At 64.4% G+C, this 18,216-nt stretch carries 15 protein-coding genes; 7 read left to right on the forward strand and 8 right to left on the reverse strand.

The annotated features are described in order from the left end of the window. Nucleotides 1-14 precede the first annotated feature (14 nt). Nucleotides 15-1,382, forward strand: a complete 1,368-nt coding sequence (locus ABIA42_RS27855) for an LLM class flavin-dependent oxidoreductase (protein WP_370119116.1) — start codon at nt 15-17, stop codon at nt 1,380-1,382. Between the two features lie 12 nt (nt 1,383-1,394). Next, nucleotides 1,395-2,180, forward strand: a complete 786-nt coding sequence (locus tag ABIA42_RS27860; protein ID WP_370119114.1) for a fumarylacetoacetate hydrolase family protein — start codon at nt 1,395-1,397, stop codon at nt 2,178-2,180. A 30-nt stretch (nt 2,181-2,210) separates the two neighbouring features. On the opposite strand, the gene ABIA42_RS27865 is transcribed toward ABIA42_RS27860, so the two are convergent. Beyond that, the gene (locus ABIA42_RS27865; RefSeq protein ID WP_271531840.1) at nt 2,211-2,666 is read right to left on the reverse strand and encodes an Lrp/AsnC family transcriptional regulator; all 456 of its coding nucleotides are present in this window, start codon (nt 2,664-2,666) and stop codon (nt 2,211-2,213) included. A 153-nt stretch (nt 2,667-2,819) separates the two neighbouring features. Here ABIA42_RS27865 and ABIA42_RS27870 point away from each other — a divergent pair, with 153 nt between their 5' ends. Together ABIA42_RS27870 and iaaH are read left to right on the forward strand one after the other, a co-directional pair. Then, nucleotides 2,820-6,269: an indolepyruvate ferredoxin oxidoreductase family protein gene (locus tag ABIA42_RS27870; protein ID WP_370119111.1), complete on the forward strand. Its 3,450-nt coding sequence runs from the start codon at nt 2,820-2,822 to the stop codon at nt 6,267-6,269. A 76-nt stretch (nt 6,270-6,345) separates the two neighbouring features. Further along, on the forward strand, nt 6,346-7,770 hold the full coding sequence (gene iaaH / locus ABIA42_RS27875) for an indoleacetamide hydrolase (RefSeq protein WP_370119109.1): 1,425 nt from the start codon (nt 6,346-6,348) through the stop codon (nt 7,768-7,770). Here the strand turns inward: iaaH and ABIA42_RS27880 are convergent. Next, nucleotides 7,765-8,676 (reverse strand): LysR family transcriptional regulator, encoded by a 912-nt coding sequence (locus tag ABIA42_RS27880; protein WP_271531834.1) that lies wholly within the window; start codon nt 8,674-8,676, stop codon nt 7,765-7,767. The genes iaaH and ABIA42_RS27880 overlap by 6 nt on opposite strands. Before the next feature lie 141 nt (nt 8,677-8,817). Here ABIA42_RS27880 and ABIA42_RS27885 point away from each other — a divergent pair, with 141 nt between their 5' ends. From ABIA42_RS27885 to ABIA42_RS27895, 3 genes are all read left to right on the forward strand, one after another. After that, nucleotides 8,818-9,969, forward strand: a complete 1,152-nt coding sequence (locus ABIA42_RS27885) for an HlyD family secretion protein (protein WP_370119106.1) — start codon at nt 8,818-8,820, stop codon at nt 9,967-9,969. A 105-nt stretch (nt 9,970-10,074) separates the two neighbouring features. Further along, a complete protein-coding gene (locus ABIA42_RS27890) occupies nt 10,075-11,682 on the forward strand; it encodes an MDR family MFS transporter (RefSeq protein WP_370119103.1) in 1,608 nt (535 codons plus the stop codon). A 28-nt stretch (nt 11,683-11,710) separates the two neighbouring features. Beyond that, nucleotides 11,711-12,172, forward strand: a complete 462-nt coding sequence (locus ABIA42_RS27895; protein WP_271531828.1) for a carboxymuconolactone decarboxylase family protein — start codon at nt 11,711-11,713, stop codon at nt 12,170-12,172. Nucleotides 12,173-12,301: 129 nt separating this feature from the next. Here ABIA42_RS27895 and ABIA42_RS27900 read toward each other — a convergent pair whose 3' ends face one another. The 6 genes from ABIA42_RS27900 to ABIA42_RS27925 all read right to left on the reverse strand — a co-directional run bounded on the left by ABIA42_RS27900 (nt 12,302) and on the right by ABIA42_RS27925 (nt 18,043). Beyond that, nucleotides 12,302-13,162: a D-amino-acid transaminase gene (locus ABIA42_RS27900; RefSeq protein ID WP_028180574.1), complete on the reverse strand. Its 861-nt coding sequence runs from the start codon at nt 13,160-13,162 to the stop codon at nt 12,302-12,304. Nucleotides 13,163-13,345: 183 nt separating this feature from the next. After that, nucleotides 13,346-14,077, reverse strand: a complete 732-nt coding sequence (locus ABIA42_RS27905; RefSeq protein WP_271531824.1) for an amino acid ABC transporter ATP-binding protein — start codon at nt 14,075-14,077, stop codon at nt 13,346-13,348. Nucleotides 14,078-14,089: 12 nt separating this feature from the next. Next, nucleotides 14,090-14,782 (reverse strand): amino acid ABC transporter permease, encoded by a 693-nt coding sequence (locus tag ABIA42_RS27910; protein WP_271531822.1) that lies wholly within the window; start codon nt 14,780-14,782, stop codon nt 14,090-14,092. A gap of 3 nt (nt 14,783-14,785) precedes the next feature. Beyond that, complete coding sequence (locus tag ABIA42_RS27915) at nt 14,786-15,517, reverse strand: amino acid ABC transporter permease (protein WP_271531820.1); 732 nt, start codon at nt 15,515-15,517, stop codon at nt 14,786-14,788. 117 nt (nt 15,518-15,634) lie between these two features. Continuing rightward, on the reverse strand, nt 15,635-16,546 hold the full coding sequence (locus tag ABIA42_RS27920) for an amino acid ABC transporter substrate-binding protein (RefSeq protein WP_028180570.1): 912 nt from the start codon (nt 16,544-16,546) through the stop codon (nt 15,635-15,637). 87 nt (nt 16,547-16,633) lie between these two features. After that, nucleotides 16,634-18,043 (reverse strand): M20 family metallopeptidase, encoded by a 1,410-nt coding sequence (locus ABIA42_RS27925; protein WP_370119097.1) that lies wholly within the window; start codon nt 18,041-18,043, stop codon nt 16,634-16,636. Nucleotides 18,044-18,216 lie beyond the last annotated feature (173 nt).

An 18,216-nucleotide genomic window follows, 5' to 3' on the forward strand; every position in this document is an offset into this window, starting at 1 on the left:
AGGAGAACAGCAGCATGAATCGGCAGATGGTATTGGTTGGCTTCCTCCAGGCGCAGAACTGCACGAACCTGCCGAGCTCCTGGCGGCATCCGGACTCGCGCAACGATTCGATGTCGGCGGACTATTATCAGGAGATCGCCAGGATACTGGAAGCCGGCAAGTTCCACATGGCCTTCTTCGACGACCGCCTGGCGATGCCGGACCGCTACGGCAACGACCACGCACACACCGTCGAATACGGCATCCGCTGCGTGAAGATGGATCCGCTGATCGTGCTGACCACGATGGGCATGGTCACAGAGAAGCTCGGCCTTGGCGCGACCTGCTCGACCACCTACTACGAGCCTTTCGACGTCGCGCGACGCTTCGCAACGCTCGACTTGATGTCCGGCGGGCGCGCCGGCTGGAACGTCGTTACCTCGCTCAACGACGGCGAGGCGCTCAACATGGGGCGCGACTTCCACCCCGAGCATGATTCCCGCTACGACCGCGCCGACGAGTTCATGGAGGTCGTGCTCGGCCATTGGGACACCTGGGAGGACGGCGCGCTGATCATGGACAAGCAAAGCGGTCGCTTCGCCGATCCGACCAAGGTGAAGCGGCTCGACCACAAGGGACCGGCCTTCAGGTCGCGCGGACCGTTCACCGTTCCACGTTCGCAACAAGGCCATCCCGTAATCATCCAGGCCGGCGCTTCGGGCCGTGGCCAGCGCTTCGCAGGACGCTGGGGCGAGGTGATTTTCACCGCCGCGCGCAATATCGCCGCCGCCAAGGACAGCTATGCAGCCGTGCGCAACGAAGCGGCGACGGCAGGCCGCGACCCTGACCAGATGTTCCTGTGCAATCTGACCACGCCGGTCTGCGCCGCAACCAAGGCTGAGGCCGAGGACAAGATGGCGCTGATCGACAAGCTGCCGCTCCAGATCGACGCGCTGTCGCTGCTCGCCGAAGCACTCAACTACGATTTCGCCTCCAAGGATATCGACGAGCCGCTGACGACGGAGGAACTGAAGAGCATGCAGGGCATCCTGGGCATCCGCGACGGCGTACTGAAGGCGTCGGGCAAGAGCAACCCGAGCGCGCGCGACTTCGTCACCTTCTCCGGCCGCGGGCAAGTGCAGGACGCGATGGTCGGCGGTCCCAAGGAGATCGCGGACAAGCTGGAGGAGATGTTCGTGGAGCGCGGTTGCGATGGCTTCGTCATCGCCGCAACCTACGTGCCCGGCTCCTACGCCGATTTCGTCAAGCATATCGTACCAGAATTGCAGCGTCGCGGCCTGTTCCAGAAGGACTATCGCGGCAGGACGCTACGGGAAAATCTCGGGCTCGAGCGGCCGGCCGCCGGCGCCTGGAAGGTGCAGCCGCGCGAGGCTGCGGAATAACGAGGACATGACATGCGCTGGCTGAAATTCACCGCCTCGGGCAAGACGTCCTGGGGGATCGTTGAAGGCGACCGGGTGATCGCGGTCGATGGCGATCCCTTCGCCGGATGGCAGCGCACCTCGCGGATGCTTCCGTTGTCCGAGGTCAAGATCGAATTGCCGCTGATCCCGCGCACCTTTTATTGCGTCGGCTTGAACTATCTGAAGCACCTCAAGGAAGCCGCCGACAAGCGCGGCGAGGTGCCGGCCGTCCCGGACAGGCCCGAGATCGGTTATCGCGCACAGAACGCGCTGATCGCGCATGACGAGGAGGTCGTGATCCCCTCCTTCGCGACGGACAAGATCCATTATGAGGGCGAACTCGTCGTCGTCATCGGCAAGAGGGTGAAGCATCTCACCGAACAGAACGCGATGGATTGCGTGTTCGGCTACACCATCGGCAACGACGTCAGCGAGCGCAGCTGGCAGAAGGCCGATCGCAGCCTGTGGCGCTCCAAGAACGCCGACACGTTCAAGCCGATGGGGCCGTGGATCGAGACCGAGGCCGATCTCGAAAAGATGGAAACGATCGTCCGCGTCAACGGCAAGGAGACCAACCGCTTCGCGACCGCCGACATGATCTTCGGCGTAGTGCCCTTCCTGGTCGAGCTGACCAGGTATTTCACGCTGTGGCCCGGCGACGTGATCTGGATGGGCACCGACGGCGCCTCGCCGGATATCAAGCACGGCGACGTCGTGGAGGTCGAGATCACGGGCGTCGGGACGTTGCGGAACAGGTTTGTGCGGGAAGAGCGGTAGGCTGACCTCGCCTGCGGCACTTCCCGCAAGTCAGAACGGCAACGCCACGCTCGTCTTGATCTCCTTCAGCACAACGTTGCTGCGGACGTAGCGGATGCCGGGGATGCGGAACATGAACTCGTCGAGGAAGCGGTTGTAAGCCGCCATGTCCTGCACGACGACGCGCAGATGATAGTCGGCGTCGCCCGTGGTCGCAAAGCACTCCAGCACCTCGCGGCGCTTCGTGACCCTGGCCACGAACTCGTCGACGAACTTCGCGTCGTGCCGCTCCAGCGAGACGTGGAGGATGGCCGACATTGTAAAGCCCGCCTGCTCTCGCGCGACCAGCGCCGCATAGCCGCGAATGACGCCGCTGTCCTCCAGTGCCCGCACCCGGCGCCAGCAGGCCGAGGTGGACATGCCGACCTCATCGGCCAGCTGCTGGTTGGTGGCACGGCCGTCCCTCTGGAGATGGGCGAGAATCCGGGTGTCCTGCTCTTCGATCATGCGCGCCTCTCAAGGCGACAATGTTTACCAAATTCCGGCGCCCGATGCAAAATTCTACCGAATCATCGATCTGTGCGGGATAAATAGGTAAGATCTACCAGCGGCCCAGGCATAACCTTCCATCATCCGGCAGGATGCCGCGCGAGGTCCGCCATGGACGCCATTCCGTCACTCGACACTTACGAGCTCTCCGACCGCTACGAGCGCCAGGAGGGCCGCGTCTTCCTCACGGGCACGCAGGCCATCGTCCGCATCGCACTCGATCAGGCGCGCCGGGACCGTACGGCCGGGCTCAATACCGCCGGCTTCATCTCCGGCTATCGCGGCTCTCCGCTCGGCGGCGTTGACCTCGAACTGTGGCGCATCCAGGAACGGCTCAAACGGGACCGCATCGAATTTCTTCCGGCCGTCAACGAAGACCTCGCGGCGACAGCGGTGCTGGGCTCGCAGCAGGTCGAAACGCAAGCCGACCGCGAAGTCGATGGCGTGTTCGGGCTCTGGTACGGCAAGGGCCCTGGCGTCGATCGATCGGGCGATGCGCTCAAGCATGGCAACGCCTATGGCTCCTCGCCGCATGGCGGCGTGCTGGTCGTCGCCGGCGACGACCATGGCTGCGTCTCCTCTTCGATGCCGCACCAGTCCGACGTCGCGTTCATGAGCTGGTTCATGCCGACGCTGCATCCGGCAAGCGTCGGCGAATATCTGGCGTTCGGCGAATATGGCTATGCGCTGAGCCGTTTCTCCGGCATGTGGGTCGGCTTCAAGGCGATCTCGGAGATCGTGGAATCAGGCGCCTCCGTCGCCCTGCGCCCGCCGCGCGCCTTTCTCACGCCCGACTTCACGCCGCCGCCCGGCGGCCTGCACTATCGTTGGCCCGACCTGCCGGGCCCGCAGATCGAGGAACGGCTGGAGGCGAAGAAGCACGCGGTCTACGCCTTCGCCAAGGCCAACCCGATCGACCGCCACATCTACGATATTCCGGGCGCCACCTACGGCATTGTCACCACGGGCAAGGCGCATCTCGATTTGATGGAGGCGCTGCGGCTGATGGGCCTCGATGAAGCGGCCTGCCGCAGCATCGGCATCGACGTCTACAAGGTCGGCATGGTCTGGCCGCTGGCGCTGCATGATGCGATGGACTTCGTGAAGGGCAAGCGCGAGATCCTGGTGGTCGAGGAGAAGCGCGGCATCATCGAGAGCCAGTTCAAGGAGTATTTTTACGACTATCCCGGCAGCAAGCCCGAGCGGATGGTCGGCAAGCACGACGAGACCGGCGCACGGCTAATCTCATGGATCGGCGAATTGTCGCCCCGCGCGCTCGCGAACGTGCTCGCGCGCCGGCTCGATCCGATGTTTCCGGGTCTCAATCTCGCCCCGCGCGCGGCCGCCCTGATGCCCGAGGCCGCGCGCACGATCAATGTCAGCGGCGCGACGCGTACGCCCTATTTCTGCTCGGGATGTCCGCACAACACGTCGACGAAAGTGCCGGAGGGATCCAAGGCCCTCGCCGGCATCGGCTGCCATTTCATGGCGAGCTGGATGGACCGCGAGACCTCCTCGCTCATCCAGATGGGCGGCGAGGGCGTGAACTGGGCGGCATCGTCAAGATTCACCGGCAACAAGCACGTGTTCCAGAATCTCGGTGAAGGCACCTATTATCACTCCGGCTCGATGGCGATCCGGCAGGCGATCGCAGCCAGGGCCAACATCACCTACAAGATCCTGTTCAACGATGCCGTCGCAATGACCGGCGGCCAGCCGGTCGACGGCCCCGTCAGCGTCCATGCCATCGCCCACAGCGTCCGCGCCGAAGGCGTGGCGCGTATCGCACTGGTGTCGGATGATCCCGCACAGTTCTCGCCGGCCGACCTGCCGTCCGGCGTCACCATCCACCCCCGCGAGGAGATGGACGCCGTGCAGCGCGAGCTGCGCGACGTCTCCGGCGTGTCCGTCCTGATCTATCAGCAGACCTGCGCCACCGAGAAGCGACGCCGCCGCAAGCGCGGGCAGATGGCCGATCCCAAACGCTTCGCCTACATCAACGACCTCGTCTGCGAAGGCTGCGGCGACTGCTCGGTCGAATCCAACTGCCTCAGCATCGAGCCGAAGGAGACGGCGTTCGGCCGCAAGCGGCAGATCAACCTGTCGGCCTGTAACAAGGATTTTTCCTGCCTCAACGGCTTCTGCCCGAGTTTCGTCACCGTCGAAGGCGCGACGCGCCGGAGGAAAAGCGCGAGCCGGATCGACGCGGTCGGCCGCGCGGCCACGCTACCCCTGCCCACGCCCGCAACGCTCGACCGACCCTACGATCTGTTGGTGACCGGCGTCGGCGGCACCGGCGTGATCACGGTCGGCGCGTTGATCGGCATGGCCGCGCACCTCGAACGCCGCGGCGTCTCGGTCCTGGACTTCACCGGCTTTGCGCAGAAATTTGGTCCCGTGCTGAGCTACATCCGCCTCGCCGCGAGCCCCGACGTGTTGCATCAGGTCCGCATCGACCAGGGCGCGGCCGACGCGCTGATCGGCTGCGATCTCGTCGTCAGCTCCTCGCCGAAGGCGTCCGGAACCTATCGGAAAGGCACGCGAGCTGCGCTCAACACCGCGGAGATGCCGACCGGCGACGTCGTCCGCTTCCGCGACGCCGATCTCGCCTCGCCCGCCCGCCTGCGCGCGATCGGCCGCGTGATCGGCGAGAGCAATCTCGGCGCGATCAATGCCAATGCTCTGGCCGAACGGCTGCTCGGCGACGCCGTCTATGCCAACATCATCATGCTTGGCTATGCCTGGCAACGCGGACTGGTGCCGGTCTCGCTGCAAGCGCTATTGCGCGCGATCGAGCTCAACGGCGTCGCGATCGAACGCAACAAGCAGGCCCTTGCCTGGGGCCGGATCGCCGCGGCCGATCCGGATTTTCTGCCGAACGTTGACGATGCGCCCAAGGCCGAGACCCTCGACCAGCTCATCGCGCGGCGCTCCGATTTCCTCACGGCCTATCAGAACGCGGCCTATGCGGCGCGATACCGGGCGATCGTCGCAAGAGTCCGCAACGCCGAAGCCGACCTGAAAAGCGAAGCGCTGACCGAGGCCGTCGCGCGCACCCTGTTCAAGCTGATGGCCTACAAGGACGAGTACGAGGTGGCGCGGCTGCACATGCAGAGCGGCTTCCTCGACGAGCTGAAGCGCGAATTCGAGGACGGCTTCAGCATCCAGTATCACCTCGCCCCGCCGTTCCTGCCGTCGCGGCGCGACGCACGTGGACGTCCGCGTAAACGCGCCTTCGGTCAGTGGATCCAGGTGCCTCTGACCGTGCTCGCGCGCTTGAAGGGGCTGCGCGGGACGCGGTTCGATCCATTCGGCTACACCGCGGAACGGCGAGCCGAGCGGGATCTGATCGCCTGGTATCAAGGCCTGATCGAGCGGATGCTCGGCGGGCTCGACACGGCGCGTCTTCCGGATCTCGTCGCGATTGCAAGGGCCCCCATGGAAATCCGCGGTTATGGGCCGGTCAAGGACGCCGCGATCGCGAAGGTGAAGTCCGAAATCGAGCGGCTGCTCGCCGAGCCCCCCACGCCGTCGCCGGCAAGGATGCGCGCCACCGGTTGACGCGGCGCCGGCGAGGCTTCAGCCTCTGAACCTGGAGGGACGCCCTGATGGCGCTCCCGCGATCGGGTGACGCATCATGGATTTCGACCAGCTGACACTGACCGAGGCCGCGGACGGCCTCAGCGCCGGGAAGGTCACGAGTACCGCGCTCACCCGGGAAGCTCTTGCCCGCGCCAAAGCCAACGCCGACCTCAATGCCTTCGTCACGCTGGACGAGGCCGGTGCCTTGAAGGCCGCCGCGGCGTTCGACGCCAAGGGCGACAGGAGCAAGCCGCTCGGCGGCGTGCCCGTCGTGATCAAGGACAATATCGAGGTGGCCGGGCTGCCCTGTAGTGCCGGCACCCCAGCGCTGAAGGATTACATTCCAGGGGCCGATGCACCCGTTGTGGCAAAGCTGCGCGCCGCGGGAGCGATCATCATCGGCAAGACCAGCATGCACGAACTGGCCTTCGGCATCTCCGGCTACAACACCGCGTTCAAGACCGGCGCCGAGTTCGGTGTGCGCAATGCCTATGACCGCGCGCGGATCGCCGGCGGCTCCTCGTCCGGGACGGGCGCCGCGATCGGCGCGCGGATCGTCACGGGCGGGCTCGGCACCGACACCGGCGGATCGGTGCGCGTGCCGGCCGCCCTGAACGGGTGCGCCTCGCTGCGGCCAACGGTCGGGCGCTATCCGCAAGAGGGCATCGCGCCGATCTCGCACACCCGCGACACCGCGGGGCCCATGGCCGCAACCATGGCCGATGTCGCGCTGCTCGACCGCGTCATCGCGGGTGGCGATCCGGTCCTGCCTGCGGATCTCAAGCTGGTCCGCATCGGCATTGCCAAGGCGATGCTGGCCAATCTCGACGGCGACACCGAGGTCGCCTTCCATGGGGCAGTCGAGCAGATGAAAGCCCAGGGCGTGGTCGTGGTCGAGATCGAGATGCCCCAATTGGCGGAGCTCAATGGCCAAGTCAGCTTTCCAGTCGCACTATACGAGGCCTATGACGATCTGGTCGCCTATCTCGCACACACCGGCACCGGCCTCAGCGTCGAGGCGCTGGCGCAGGAAGTCTCCAGCGCCGACGTCAAGGGTACCTATGAGGGCCTCGTGATCCCGCGCAAGCTGCCGGGTCCCGGCGACACGCTTGTCGACGCCAAGCCGATCTACGACGCCGCGGTCAAGACCGCACGGCCCGCGCTTCAGGCGCTCTACGGCGACACGTTCTCCGGAAACAAGCTCGACGCCATCGCCTTTCCGACCACGCCGCGCGTCGCCATCCCCTCCAACCCGGACTCCAGCAGCCTGGAGAATTTCGTGCTGTTCATCCAGAACACCGACCCTGGCAGCAATGCCGGCATTCCCGGCATCCAGATCCCAAACGCACTCGGCGCCAGCAGCGGACTGCCGATCGGGCTTGAACTCGACGGCCCCGCGGGAAGTGATCGTCGTCTGCTGGCGATCGGCATGGCACTCGACAGCGTGTTTGGCCGGTTGCCGCCGCCGCGTCGCTCATGAATAAGGGTTGATCAGCTTCTGCTGCTCGGCGCTGTGGTGCGCGAGCAGGTCGATGAAGGTCCTGACCTTCGCCGACAGATGATGGCGATGCGGATAGACCGCGTTCATGGACAGCTCGACCGTCCGATATTCCGGCAAGAGGCGCACGAGGCGGCCGGTCTCGAGATCGTCCTGAATGAGAAACCCCGCCATCAGGCAGACAGCAGCGCCCTCCAGTGCGACCTTCCGCAGGGCTTCTCCGCTATTGGTGACGAAGCTGCCCGAGATGCGAACGGAGGCCGGAGTGCCTTTGCGGTCAAGGAAGCGCCATTCGTCGCCAAACGGATAGTTCAAGTGCCGGCCGCAATTGTGCCCGGTGAGCTCGTCGAGCTTCTGCACCCGGCCGTGCTTCTCGAGATAGTCGTGCGAGCAGCACAGCACGTGACGCCAGGTGGCAAGTCTCCGCACGATCAGGCTCGAATCCGGCGGCGGCGTCATGCGCAAGGCAACGTCGTAGCCCTCCTCGATGAGATCGACATCGGCCTCACCCATGCGCAGATCGATCCTGAGCTCCGCATAGGTCGACAGCAGCTTCGCCACGATCGGCGCGACAAGCGGCACCATGTGCGTGGCAACGTGAATGCGCAGCGTGCCGCGGGGCACCGACTGCAATTCGCTCGCGATGTCGTCGGCCTGTTCGAGATCTGCGAGAATCTGGGTTGAGCGATCGTAATAGGCCTTGCCGATTTCCGTGAGGCTCACCTTCCGCGTGGTGCGGTTAAGTAGCCGCACGCCGAGCCGGTCCTCCAGCGCCTGGACGTGGTTGCTCACCATGGTCGTCGACATGTTGAGGCGGCGCGCGGCGGCGGAAAACCCACCGTTCTCGACCACGTGGACGAAGGCGGTGAGGCTGGTGAAGCGATCCATGGCCCAAAGCTCCGATTATCCGCGATTCCTGGATAATGCTTCAAATAGTTCCGGGATTATCACAACGGCCGGGACAACGCATCTTCTCCTCGTCAATGCGCGCGCCCTTCGAATGGGCGACCGGGGAGTTCCGAGGATGTCATGTCGAACGCTTCTTATGTCTCTGGAATAACTGCAAAAATCGGCCCGCGGCTGTCTCGACGGACAATCAATCGGGCGGCCATCGGCCTGGCGCTGATCCTCGGCATCGCGGTGGCCGGCGACTATGGCTACGACTATTTGAAGACCGGCCGGTACCTCGAATCCACAGACGACGCCTATGTGAAGGCCGATTACACCATCGTCGCGCCGAAAGTGTCCGGCTATATCGCCAAGGTGCTGGTCGGCGACAACGAGACGGTCAAGGCAGGCCAGCTGCTGGCCAAGATCGACGACCGCGACTTCAGGGCAGCGCTCGATCAGGCCCGCGCCGACGTCGCGGCTGCCGAAGCCTCCGTGCGCAACATCGATGCCCAGCTCGAGCTGCAACAGCCGATCATCGAGCAAAGCACGGCTGACGTCGCTGCTGCGGACGCCAACCTGAAATTCGCGCAAGAGGAGCGCGCCCGCTACGACGACCTCATGAAGTCGGGCTCCGGCACGATCCAGCGCGCGCAGCAGACCGACGCGGCGCTGCGCGCCAGCAGCGCGCAATTGCAGCACGCGAAGTACGGCCTTCTGGCTGCGCAGCGCAAGATCGACGTGCTCACCAGCCAGCGCGCCCAGGCCGCAGCCCAGCTCGAACGTGCCCGTGCGGTCGCGCAGCAGGCAACGCTGAACCTGTCCTATACCGAGATCACCGCGCCGGTGGATGGCACGGTCGGCGCCCGCAGCTTGCGCGTCGGCCAATACGTGCAAGCCGGCACGCAATTGATGGCTGTGGTGCCGCTCGATGCGGTCTATGTCGTTGCCAACTTCAAGGAGACCCAGCTCACACATGTGCGGCCTGGCCAGCCGGTCGAGCTGTACGTCGACAGTTTCCGCAATCGGCCCCTGCACGGCCATGTCGACAGCCTGTCGCCGGCAAGCGGGCTGGAATTCGCATTGCTGCCACCCGACAACGCCACGGGCAACTTCACCAAGATCGTGCAGCGCGTTCCGGTGAAGATCGTGCTCGACGACCAAAGCCTCACCGGCCTGCTTCGCCCCGGCATGTCCGCGGTGCCGACCATCGACACCAAGGCGACCGTGCTGGCCGAGCGCGAGACGGCCAAGCGTCTCGCCGACAACATGCTCCGGCCGAACGGCGGCTGACCCGGCGCCGGCAGGTTTGTCAAACCCTGCCGGAAGATCGCTCCAGAACGTCGTCGATTGTCGAAATCATCCGCATCCTGCCTCCGTACCCGAGACGAGGCTTCCATGAGCACGCTTCAACCCACCCTCGACGCCACATCCGCCGCCGCCATTCCCGCACCCGCCGCTCCGTCGGTATCGGCCAAAACCTGGATCGCGGTGATCGGCGCAACGCTTGGCGCCTTCATGGCGGTGCTGAACATCCAGATCGTCAACGCCTCGCTCGCAGACATCCAGGGCGCGATCGGCGCCGGTATCGACGACGGCGGCTGGATCTCGACCTCCTATCTGATCGCCGAGATCGTGGTGATCCCGCTGTCCGGCTGGCTGGCGCAGGTGTTCTCGATCCGCATCTATCTGCTCACCAACGCGATCCTGTTCCTGGTCCTGTCCGCAGCCTGCGCACTGGCGCATGATCTGTCGCAGATGATCGTGCTGCGCGCCATCCAGGGCTTCACCGGCGGCGTGCTGATCCCGATGGCCTTCACGTTGATCATCACCCTGCTGCCGCGCGGAAAGCAGCCGGTGGGCCTCGCGTTGTTCGCGCTGTCGGCGACGTTCGCACCGGCGATCGGCCCGACCATCGGCGGCTATCTCACCGAGAATTTCGGCTGGCAGTACATCTTCTACGTCAACCTCGTGCCGGGTGCGATCATGGTCGGAATGCTCTGGTACGCGCTCGAGGCCAAGCCGATGAAACTCTCGCTGCTGCGCGAGGGCGACTGGGCCGGCATCATCACCATGGCAATCGGCCTGTCGGCGCTGCAGACCGTGCTCGAGGAGGGCAACAAGGACGACTGGTTCGGCTCACCCTTCATCGTCAAGCTGTCGGTGATCGCGGCAGTGGCGCTGACCGCCTTCCTGATCATCGAGCTCACGGTGAAGAAGCCGCTCTTGAACCTGCGCCTGCTGATGCGCCGCAATTTCGGCTTCGGCATGCTCGCGAACTTCCTGCTCGGCATCGCGCTCTACGGCTCGGTGTTCATCCTGCCGCAGTATCTGTCACGCATCCAGGGCTACAATGCCGAGCAGATCGGCATGGTGCTGGCCTGGACCGGACTGCCGCAGCTGCTGCTGATCCCGCTGGTTCCGCGCCTGATGCAGCGCTTCGACGCGCGGATCATCATCGGCATCGGCTTCGTGCTGTTTGCGGCGTCCAACTTCATGAACATCTACATGACCAGCGACTACGCCGCCGACCAGCTGCTGTGGCCCAATGTCGTTCGCGCGATCGGGCAGGCACTGGTCATGGCGCCGCTGTCGGCGGTGGCAACCGCCGGCATCGAAGCCGAGAACGCAGGCTCGGCGTCGGGCCTGTTCAACATGATGCGCAACCTCGGCGGCGCGGTCGGAATTGCGATCCTGCAGACCGTTCTGACCAAGCGCGAGCAGTATCACTCCAACGTGCTGATGCAGTCGGTCTCGATATTCGAGCAGGCGACGCGCACGCGGCTGGAGCAACTCACCCAGTATTTCGTCAATCACGGCGTCCTCGACCAAGCGGATGCCGCGCATCGCGCCTATGTCGCGATCGGCCGCATCGTGCAGAAGCAGGCCTATATCCTCGCCTTCAGCGACACCTTCTATCTGCTCGGCATGGCGCTGATCGTGGCGCTGCTCGCCGTCCTCTTCCTGAAGAAGCCCGGCCAGACCTCGGCCGGTGGCGCCCACTGACCTGAACCCGAGAAGCAAGGAGACGATCATGAAGCCTCGCATGAACTACTTCCAGGCCGCGCCCGAGACGATGAAAGCGCTGATGGCGCTGGAGGAGCAGATCCAGTCGACCGGCATCGAGAAATCGCTGATCGAGCTGATCAAGATCCGGGCGTCGCAGATCAATGGCTGCGCCTTCTGCATCAACATGCACAGCGAGGACGCGCGCAAGCGCGGCGAGACCGAGCAGCGCATCTACCTCCTCAATGCCTGGCGCGAATCCCCGCTCTATACCGAACGCGAGCGCGCCGCGCTCGCCTGGACCGAGTCGGTGACGCTGATCTCGCAGACGCATGCGCCGGACGACATCTACGAACAGGTCCGCGCGCAGTTCTCCGATGAGGAGACGGTGAACCTGACCATGCTGATCGGCGCCATCAATGCCTGGAACAGGATCGCGATCGCGTTCCGCGCGGTGCATCCGGTAAAGGTGAAGGCTTCGGTGGCGTGAGGCATCCGCAACTGTCATGCCCCGCGAAGGCGGGGCATCCAGTACGCCGCGGCCCATCGGGCCTATCACTGCCGTCACGGCGTACTGGATCGCCCGGTCAAGCCGGGCGATGACAGCGGTGGGCGTGCCTCAAACCGCGGTCGCCTTGGCGAACTCCACATAGATCTCGCGAAGGCGCGTTGCGATCGGACCGGGCTTGCCGTCGCCGATGGTCTTGCCGTCGATGGCGACCACCGGCTGCACGAACGAGGACGCGCTGGTGATGAACGCCTCCTTGGCAGCGAGCGCCTCGGCGACCGTGAAGGACCGTTCCTCAACGCGGAGCTGGCGCTCCTCGGCAAGCGCGATCACGGCCTTGCGGGTGCAGCCGGGGAGGATCGCGTTGGAATTCTTGCGCGTGACGATGACGTCGTCCTTGGTCAGGATGAACGCCGACGACGAGCCGCCCTCGGTGACGTAGCCATCTTGCAGCATCCAGGCCTCGCCCGCGCCGGCTTCGGCCGCGGCCTGCTTGGCCAGCACCTGCGCCAGCAGCGCCACGCTCTTGATGTCGCGGCGTTCCCAGCGGATGTCGGGCACCGTGATGACATTGATGCCGGTTTTCGCCGCCGCTGCGTTGATGATGTCCTTCTCGGACGTGAACATCACCAGGCTCGACTTGACGTCCTCCTTGGGGAAGGGGAAGTCGCGCCCCTTGTCGGCGCCGCGCGTGACCTGGAGATAGACGAGACCGTTCTGGAGCTTGTTGCGCGCGATCAGCTCCTTCTGGAGCGCGGTGATGCGCTCGATCGTCTCCGGCAGCTTCAGCTTGATCTCCCCGACCGAACGCTCCAGCCGGGCCAGATGCGAGGCATTGTCAACCAGCTTGCCATCCAGCACAGCCGAGACCTCATAAATGCCATCGGCGAACAGGAAGCCGCGATCGAGCACCGAGATCTTGGCCTCCGAAAGCGGGACGAATGAGCCGTTGACATAGGCGATCGGGTCCAAGGCAGGTCTCCTGGCGAGATGGGGAATTTGGCGCGCTTATACGCCAGTTAGGGGGACGGATCACCCCTCTATTCGTCATTCCGGGGCGGCGCGAAGCGACGAGCCCGGAATCCATTTCGTCCCGCGTTACGCCGCCTGATGGATCGCGGGCTCGCGCTACGCGCGCCCCGGGATGACGATCGGTTAGTGGGAGAGAATCTTCGACAAGAACTTCTGCGCGCGGTCGCTGCGCGGCTTGCCGAAGAAGTCCTCCTTCGCCGCGTCCTCGACGATCTCGCCGCGGTCCATGAAGATGACGCGGTTGGCGACCTTGCGGGCAAAACCCATCTCATGGGTGACAACCATCATGGTCATGCCCTCATGAGCGAGATCCACCATGACGTCGAGCACCTCGCTGACCATTTCCGGATCGAGCGCGGAAGTCGGCTCATCGAACAGCATGACGATCGGATCCATGGCGAGCGCACGGGCGATCGCAACGCGCTGCTGTTGGCCGCCGGACAGGTTCGCAGGATACTTTTGCGCCTGTTCCTTGAGGCCGACGCGCTCCAGCAGCTGCATGCCTTTCGCCATCGCCTTGTCGCGCGACCGGTCGAGCACCTTCTCCTGCGCGAGGCAGAGATTGTCGATGATCTTCAGGTGAGGAAACAGCTCGAAGTGCTGGAACACCATGCCGACCCGCGAACGCAGCTTCGGGAGGTTAGTCTTAGGATCGTTGACCTTGATGCCGTCGACCAGGATGTCCCCGCTCTGGAACGGCTCCAGCGCATTGACGCATTTGATCAGCGTCGACTTGCCCGAGCCGGAGGGGCCGCAGACCACGACCACCTCGCCCTTGGTGACGCTGGTGGTGCAGTCGGTCAGCACCTGGAAGCTGGGGCTGTACCATTTGTTGACGTGGCTGATTTCGATCATGACCGACACGCTCTAGCGAATGATGGCGATGCGCGCCTGGAGGCGGCGGACGCCATAGGACGCGATACAGGAGATGGTGAAGTAGACGACTGCTGCGAACAGATACATTTCGACGAGGCGCCCGTCGCGCTGCGCCACCTTGCTGGCCGCTCCCAGGAAGTCCGTGATCGACAGGACGTAGACCAGCGAGGTGTCCTGGAACAGCACGATGGTCTGCGTGATCAGAACCGGAAGCATGTTGCGGAAGGCCTGCGGCAGCACGACGTAACGCATGCTCTGCGCGTAGGTCAGCCCCAGCGCGCTCGCCGCGGCCGGCTGTCCGCGCGAGATCGACTGGATGCCGGCGCGCATGATCTCGGAGAAGTACGCCGCCTCGAACATGATGAAGGTGATGAGCGAGGAGGCGAAGGCGCCGACGCTGATCGGGCGCGAGGCGCCGGTCACCCACTGCCCGATATAGGGCACCAGGAAGTAGAACCAGAAGATGACCAGCACCAGCGGCAGCGAGCGCATGAAGTCGACATAAATTCCGGCGATGCGGCCGAGGACCTTGAAGCCGGAGAGCCGCATCAGCGCGAGTGCAGTGCCGAAGACGAGACCGCCAAGGGCCGCGAGCCCCGTCAGCGTCAGCGTGAAGGTCATGCCCTCGAAGAACAGATAGGGCAGCGCGCGGCGGATGACGTCGAAATCGAGATTGGCGAACATCGCTTATTTCCCCGTGATGTAGCCGGGGATCGCGACCCAGCGCTCGAGAAAGCGCATTCCGGTCACGACGACGGCGTTGACGAGGAGGTAGAGGATGGTCGCGGCGGTGAAGGCCTCGAACACCTGGAACGAGAATTCCTGCATCGAGCGCGCCTGTCCGGTCAGCTCGAGCAGGCCGATCGTGATCGCGACCGCCGTGTTCTTGATGGTGTTGAGGAATTCAGAGGTCAGCGGCGGCAGGATGATGCGGAAGGCCATCGGCAGCAGCACGTAGCGATAGGCCTGTACCGTGGTCAGGCCCAGCGCGGTTGCGGCCATCTTCTGCCCGCGCGGCAGCGAACCGATGCCGGCCTGCAATTGCACGGCGACGCGGGCCGACATGAAAAAGCCGATACCGATCGCGGCCGTCCAGAACGGCGCGTTCGGGAGCTGCTTCAGCCAGGTGCCGGCAGCTTTTGGCAGCAGCTCCGGCAGCACGAAGTACCACAGGAAGAGTTGCACGAGCAGCGGCATGTTGCGGAAGAATTCGACATAGGCAAAGCCGAACCAGTTCGCCCCCTTCGACGGCAGCGTACGCATCACGCCGACGAGCGAGCCGGTGATCAGCGCGATCACCCAGGCCAGCGCCGCGGTCTTGAGGGTCAGCACCAGGCCCGACAGCAGCATGTCGAGATAAGTGCCGGTCCCCATCGGGTTCGGCTGGAAAAAGATTCCCCAGTTCCAGTTGTAGTTCACGTGTCCCCCGCGCGAACGCGCCAGTCATGGATGTCCTGAGCGCCTATGCAAATGTCCGGCCACCCTGGTGTCAAGAGTGGCCGGACATGATCCCGATCGAAAGATCGAGGTTTTATCTTACTTGTAGTCGTCCGGGTTCGGCGAATCCGTCGGCTTGGCGAACTCGTTCTTCAGCTCGGCCGAGATCGGCGTGTTGAGGTTCAGGCCCTTCGGCGGGATCTTCTGGGTGAACCACTTGTCGTAGATCTTCTGGGCTTCGCCGGACGTATAGAGCGCCGCCGTTGCCGCATCGACCGCCTTCTTGAAGGCGGGGTCGTCCTTGCGCAGCATGATGCCGTAGGGCTCGGGCTTGGAGAACGCATCCTTGGAGATGACGTAGTCGTCGGGGTTCTTCGAGCCGGCGACGAGGCTGGCGAGCAGGATGTCGTCCATGACGAAGGCGACCGCGCGGTCGGTCTCGACCATCAGGAAGGCTTCGGCATGGTCCTTGGCCGGGATGATGTTGGCGCCGAGGTTCTTCGCGACGTTGGCCTCGGTGAGCTGCTTGATGTTGGTGGTGCCGGCGGTCGAGACCACGGTCTTGCCCTTGAGGTCGTCGATCGACTTCAGGCCGCTCGACTTCTTGAAGACATAGCGGCTGGCCGTCAGGTAATGGGTGTTGGTGAAGGCGACCTGCTTCTGGCGCTCGGCATTGTTGGTGGTCGAGCCGCATTCGAGGTCGATGGTGCCGTTGGCCATCAGCGGGATACGCGTCGCCGAGGTCACCGGGTTGAGCTTGACCTCGAGCTTGTCGAGCTTGAGCTCCTTCTTCACGGCGTCGACGATCTTGTAGCAGATGTCCATCGCGAACCCGACGGGCTTCTGGTTGTCGTCGAGATAGGAGAACGGAATCGAGGAGTCGCGGAAGCCGAGCGTGATCGCGCCGGTGTCCTTGATGTTCTTCAGCGTGCCGGTCAGCTCCTGGGCCCCGGCCTGGCTGACGACGAAGGTCGCGGCGAGCGCGAGCCCGATGCTACGGAAATGTTTCACTTTCTTCTTCCCCTTTCAGGATGATGCGGCCGGATGCAAGCACAAATCGGGCCGGATTAGAATGTGACTTTCGGCTGGACCGATGCCTCAGGTTAACGGGCTTGTTAGCGGTCTTGTCAGTGGTCTTGGCAATTCGCCGAGATCCCAGAACAGCCCGGCCATCACCGTCAAGGCCTCTTCGGTCAAGGGCAGCAGGATGTGCTCATTGGGCGCATGCTGGGAGCAGCCGGGATAGGAGTGCGGCACCCAGATCGTCGGCAGGCCCAGGATCTCGGAAAATACGTCGTTCGGCAACGAACCGCCGAAATTCGGCAGCACGGCCGGCGCCTTTCCCGTGGTCTCCCTGACCGAATCCGCCGCCCAATTGATCCAGGGGCTGTCGAAATCGGTGCGCGATGCAGCAAAGCTCTGCGCCGCCCGCACCTCGACCATGGGAAAACCCTTTGCAATGAGATGCGCGCGGATTGCCTCGATCAGGCCCTCGACCTTCGTCCCGACCACGAAACGCAGTTGCAGCACGGCATTGGCGTGACCGGGAATGGCGTTCGCCGGCTTCTCGATATTGCCCGACGACATCGCCAGCACTTCGAGCGTGTTCCAGGCGTAGAGCCGCTCGGCCGCCGACAGCCCCTCCTCGCCCCAGTTCTCCGCGAGCGCCGGCTCGTCCGCGGTCGGCACCACCTGCACGTCGGCGAGGTAGCTGCGGATCTGGTTGGTAAGCCGCGGCGGCTTCAAGGCATCGAGCAGGAGACGGCCGTGGCCGTCGACCAAGGTCGAGATCGCGTTGACCAGGATGGTCGCGGGGTTGGCGAGCACGCCGCCCCAATTGCCGGAATGGTGGCCGCCGTCGCGCAAGTTCACGTCGAGATGAATACGGATGCCGCCGCGGCAGCCGAGAAAGAGCGTCGGCCGGTCGGCGGACAGGCGCGGCCCGTCGGAAGCCATGAACAGGTCGGCCTTGAGCGCGTCGCGATTGAGATCGCAGACCTTGCCGAGATCCGGCGAGCCGATCTCCTCGCCCATCTCGACGATGAACTTCGCGTTGAAGCCGAGTTTGCCACCGCGAGCGTCACGCACCGCGCGGAGTGCCGCCATATTGATGCTGTGCTGGCCCTTGTTGTCGGCGGTGCCGCGGCCGTAGAGGCGCGTCCCCGCAACCGCGGTGCGCCAGGGATCGCGCCCCTCGCGCCACTCGCCCTCCATGCCGTCGACGACGTCGCCATGGCCGTAGATCAGCACGGTCGGCGCCGACGTGCTCTCGTGATGTTCGGCCAACAGGAAGGGCGCCTTGCCGCTCGGGGATTCGACGATGCGGCTGGTAAAATCGAGCGCGGCGAAGGCCGGCTGCATCTCCTGTTCCAGATAGGCGCGCAGTTCGGCTCCGCGCGACGGATTCTGGCTTTCGGTCCGATACGCGACGCGGCGATCGAGTTCAGCGAGGAACGCGCCGGATTTGAAGTCGTCCCGGGCGCGGGCGATGGCGTCGGCTCTGGTCATTGCTTTCGTTTTCAAGGTTTCGACGCGGGCGAACGTAGCGGGCTACATAGGCCATCGAAAGTGGCAGGGAGCTTGGAGAGTTTCTTGGAGTTTCTCTTGTAGTTCTCTTGGGATTTCGTTCTTGATCGCTTGAGATTAGCTTGCCAGGCGCGGCGGCACCGCTGATTTTGACC

The sequence above is a fragment of the Bradyrhizobium sp. USDA 327 genome (assembly GCF_041262065.1).
Classification (GTDB): Bacteria; Pseudomonadota; Alphaproteobacteria; order Rhizobiales; family Xanthobacteraceae; genus Bradyrhizobium; species Bradyrhizobium liaoningense.

Bases quoted from the DNA above. Each gene is read 5' to 3' on its own strand.
- ABIA42_RS27855 (WP_370119116.1), top strand. From the start codon at position 15: ATGAATCGGCAGATGGTATTGGTTGGCTTCCTCCAGGCGCAGAACTGC.
- ABIA42_RS27860 (WP_370119114.1), top strand. From the start codon at position 1,395: ATGCGCTGGCTGAAATTCACCGCCTCGGGCAAGACGTCCTGGGGGATC.
- ABIA42_RS27865 (WP_271531840.1), bottom strand. From the start codon at position 2,666: ATGATCGAAGAGCAGGACACCCGGATTCTCGCCCATCTCCAGAGGGAC.
- ABIA42_RS27870 (WP_370119111.1), top strand. From the start codon at position 2,820: ATGGACGCCATTCCGTCACTCGACACTTACGAGCTCTCCGACCGCTAC.
- iaaH (WP_370119109.1), top strand. From the start codon at position 6,346: ATGGATTTCGACCAGCTGACACTGACCGAGGCCGCGGACGGCCTCAGC.
- ABIA42_RS27880 (WP_271531834.1), bottom strand. From the start codon at position 8,676: ATGGATCGCTTCACCAGCCTCACCGCCTTCGTCCACGTGGTCGAGAAC.
- ABIA42_RS27885 (WP_370119106.1), top strand. From the start codon at position 8,818: ATGTCGAACGCTTCTTATGTCTCTGGAATAACTGCAAAAATCGGCCCG.
- ABIA42_RS27890 (WP_370119103.1), top strand. From the start codon at position 10,075: ATGAGCACGCTTCAACCCACCCTCGACGCCACATCCGCCGCCGCCATT.
- ABIA42_RS27895 (WP_271531828.1), top strand. From the start codon at position 11,711: ATGAAGCCTCGCATGAACTACTTCCAGGCCGCGCCCGAGACGATGAAA.
- ABIA42_RS27905 (WP_271531824.1), bottom strand. From the start codon at position 14,077: ATGATCGAAATCAGCCACGTCAACAAATGGTACAGCCCCAGCTTCCAG.
- ABIA42_RS27910 (WP_271531822.1), bottom strand. From the start codon at position 14,782: ATGTTCGCCAATCTCGATTTCGACGTCATCCGCCGCGCGCTGCCCTAT.
- ABIA42_RS27925 (WP_370119097.1), bottom strand. From the start codon at position 18,043: ATGACCAGAGCCGACGCCATCGCCCGCGCCCGGGACGACTTCAAATCC.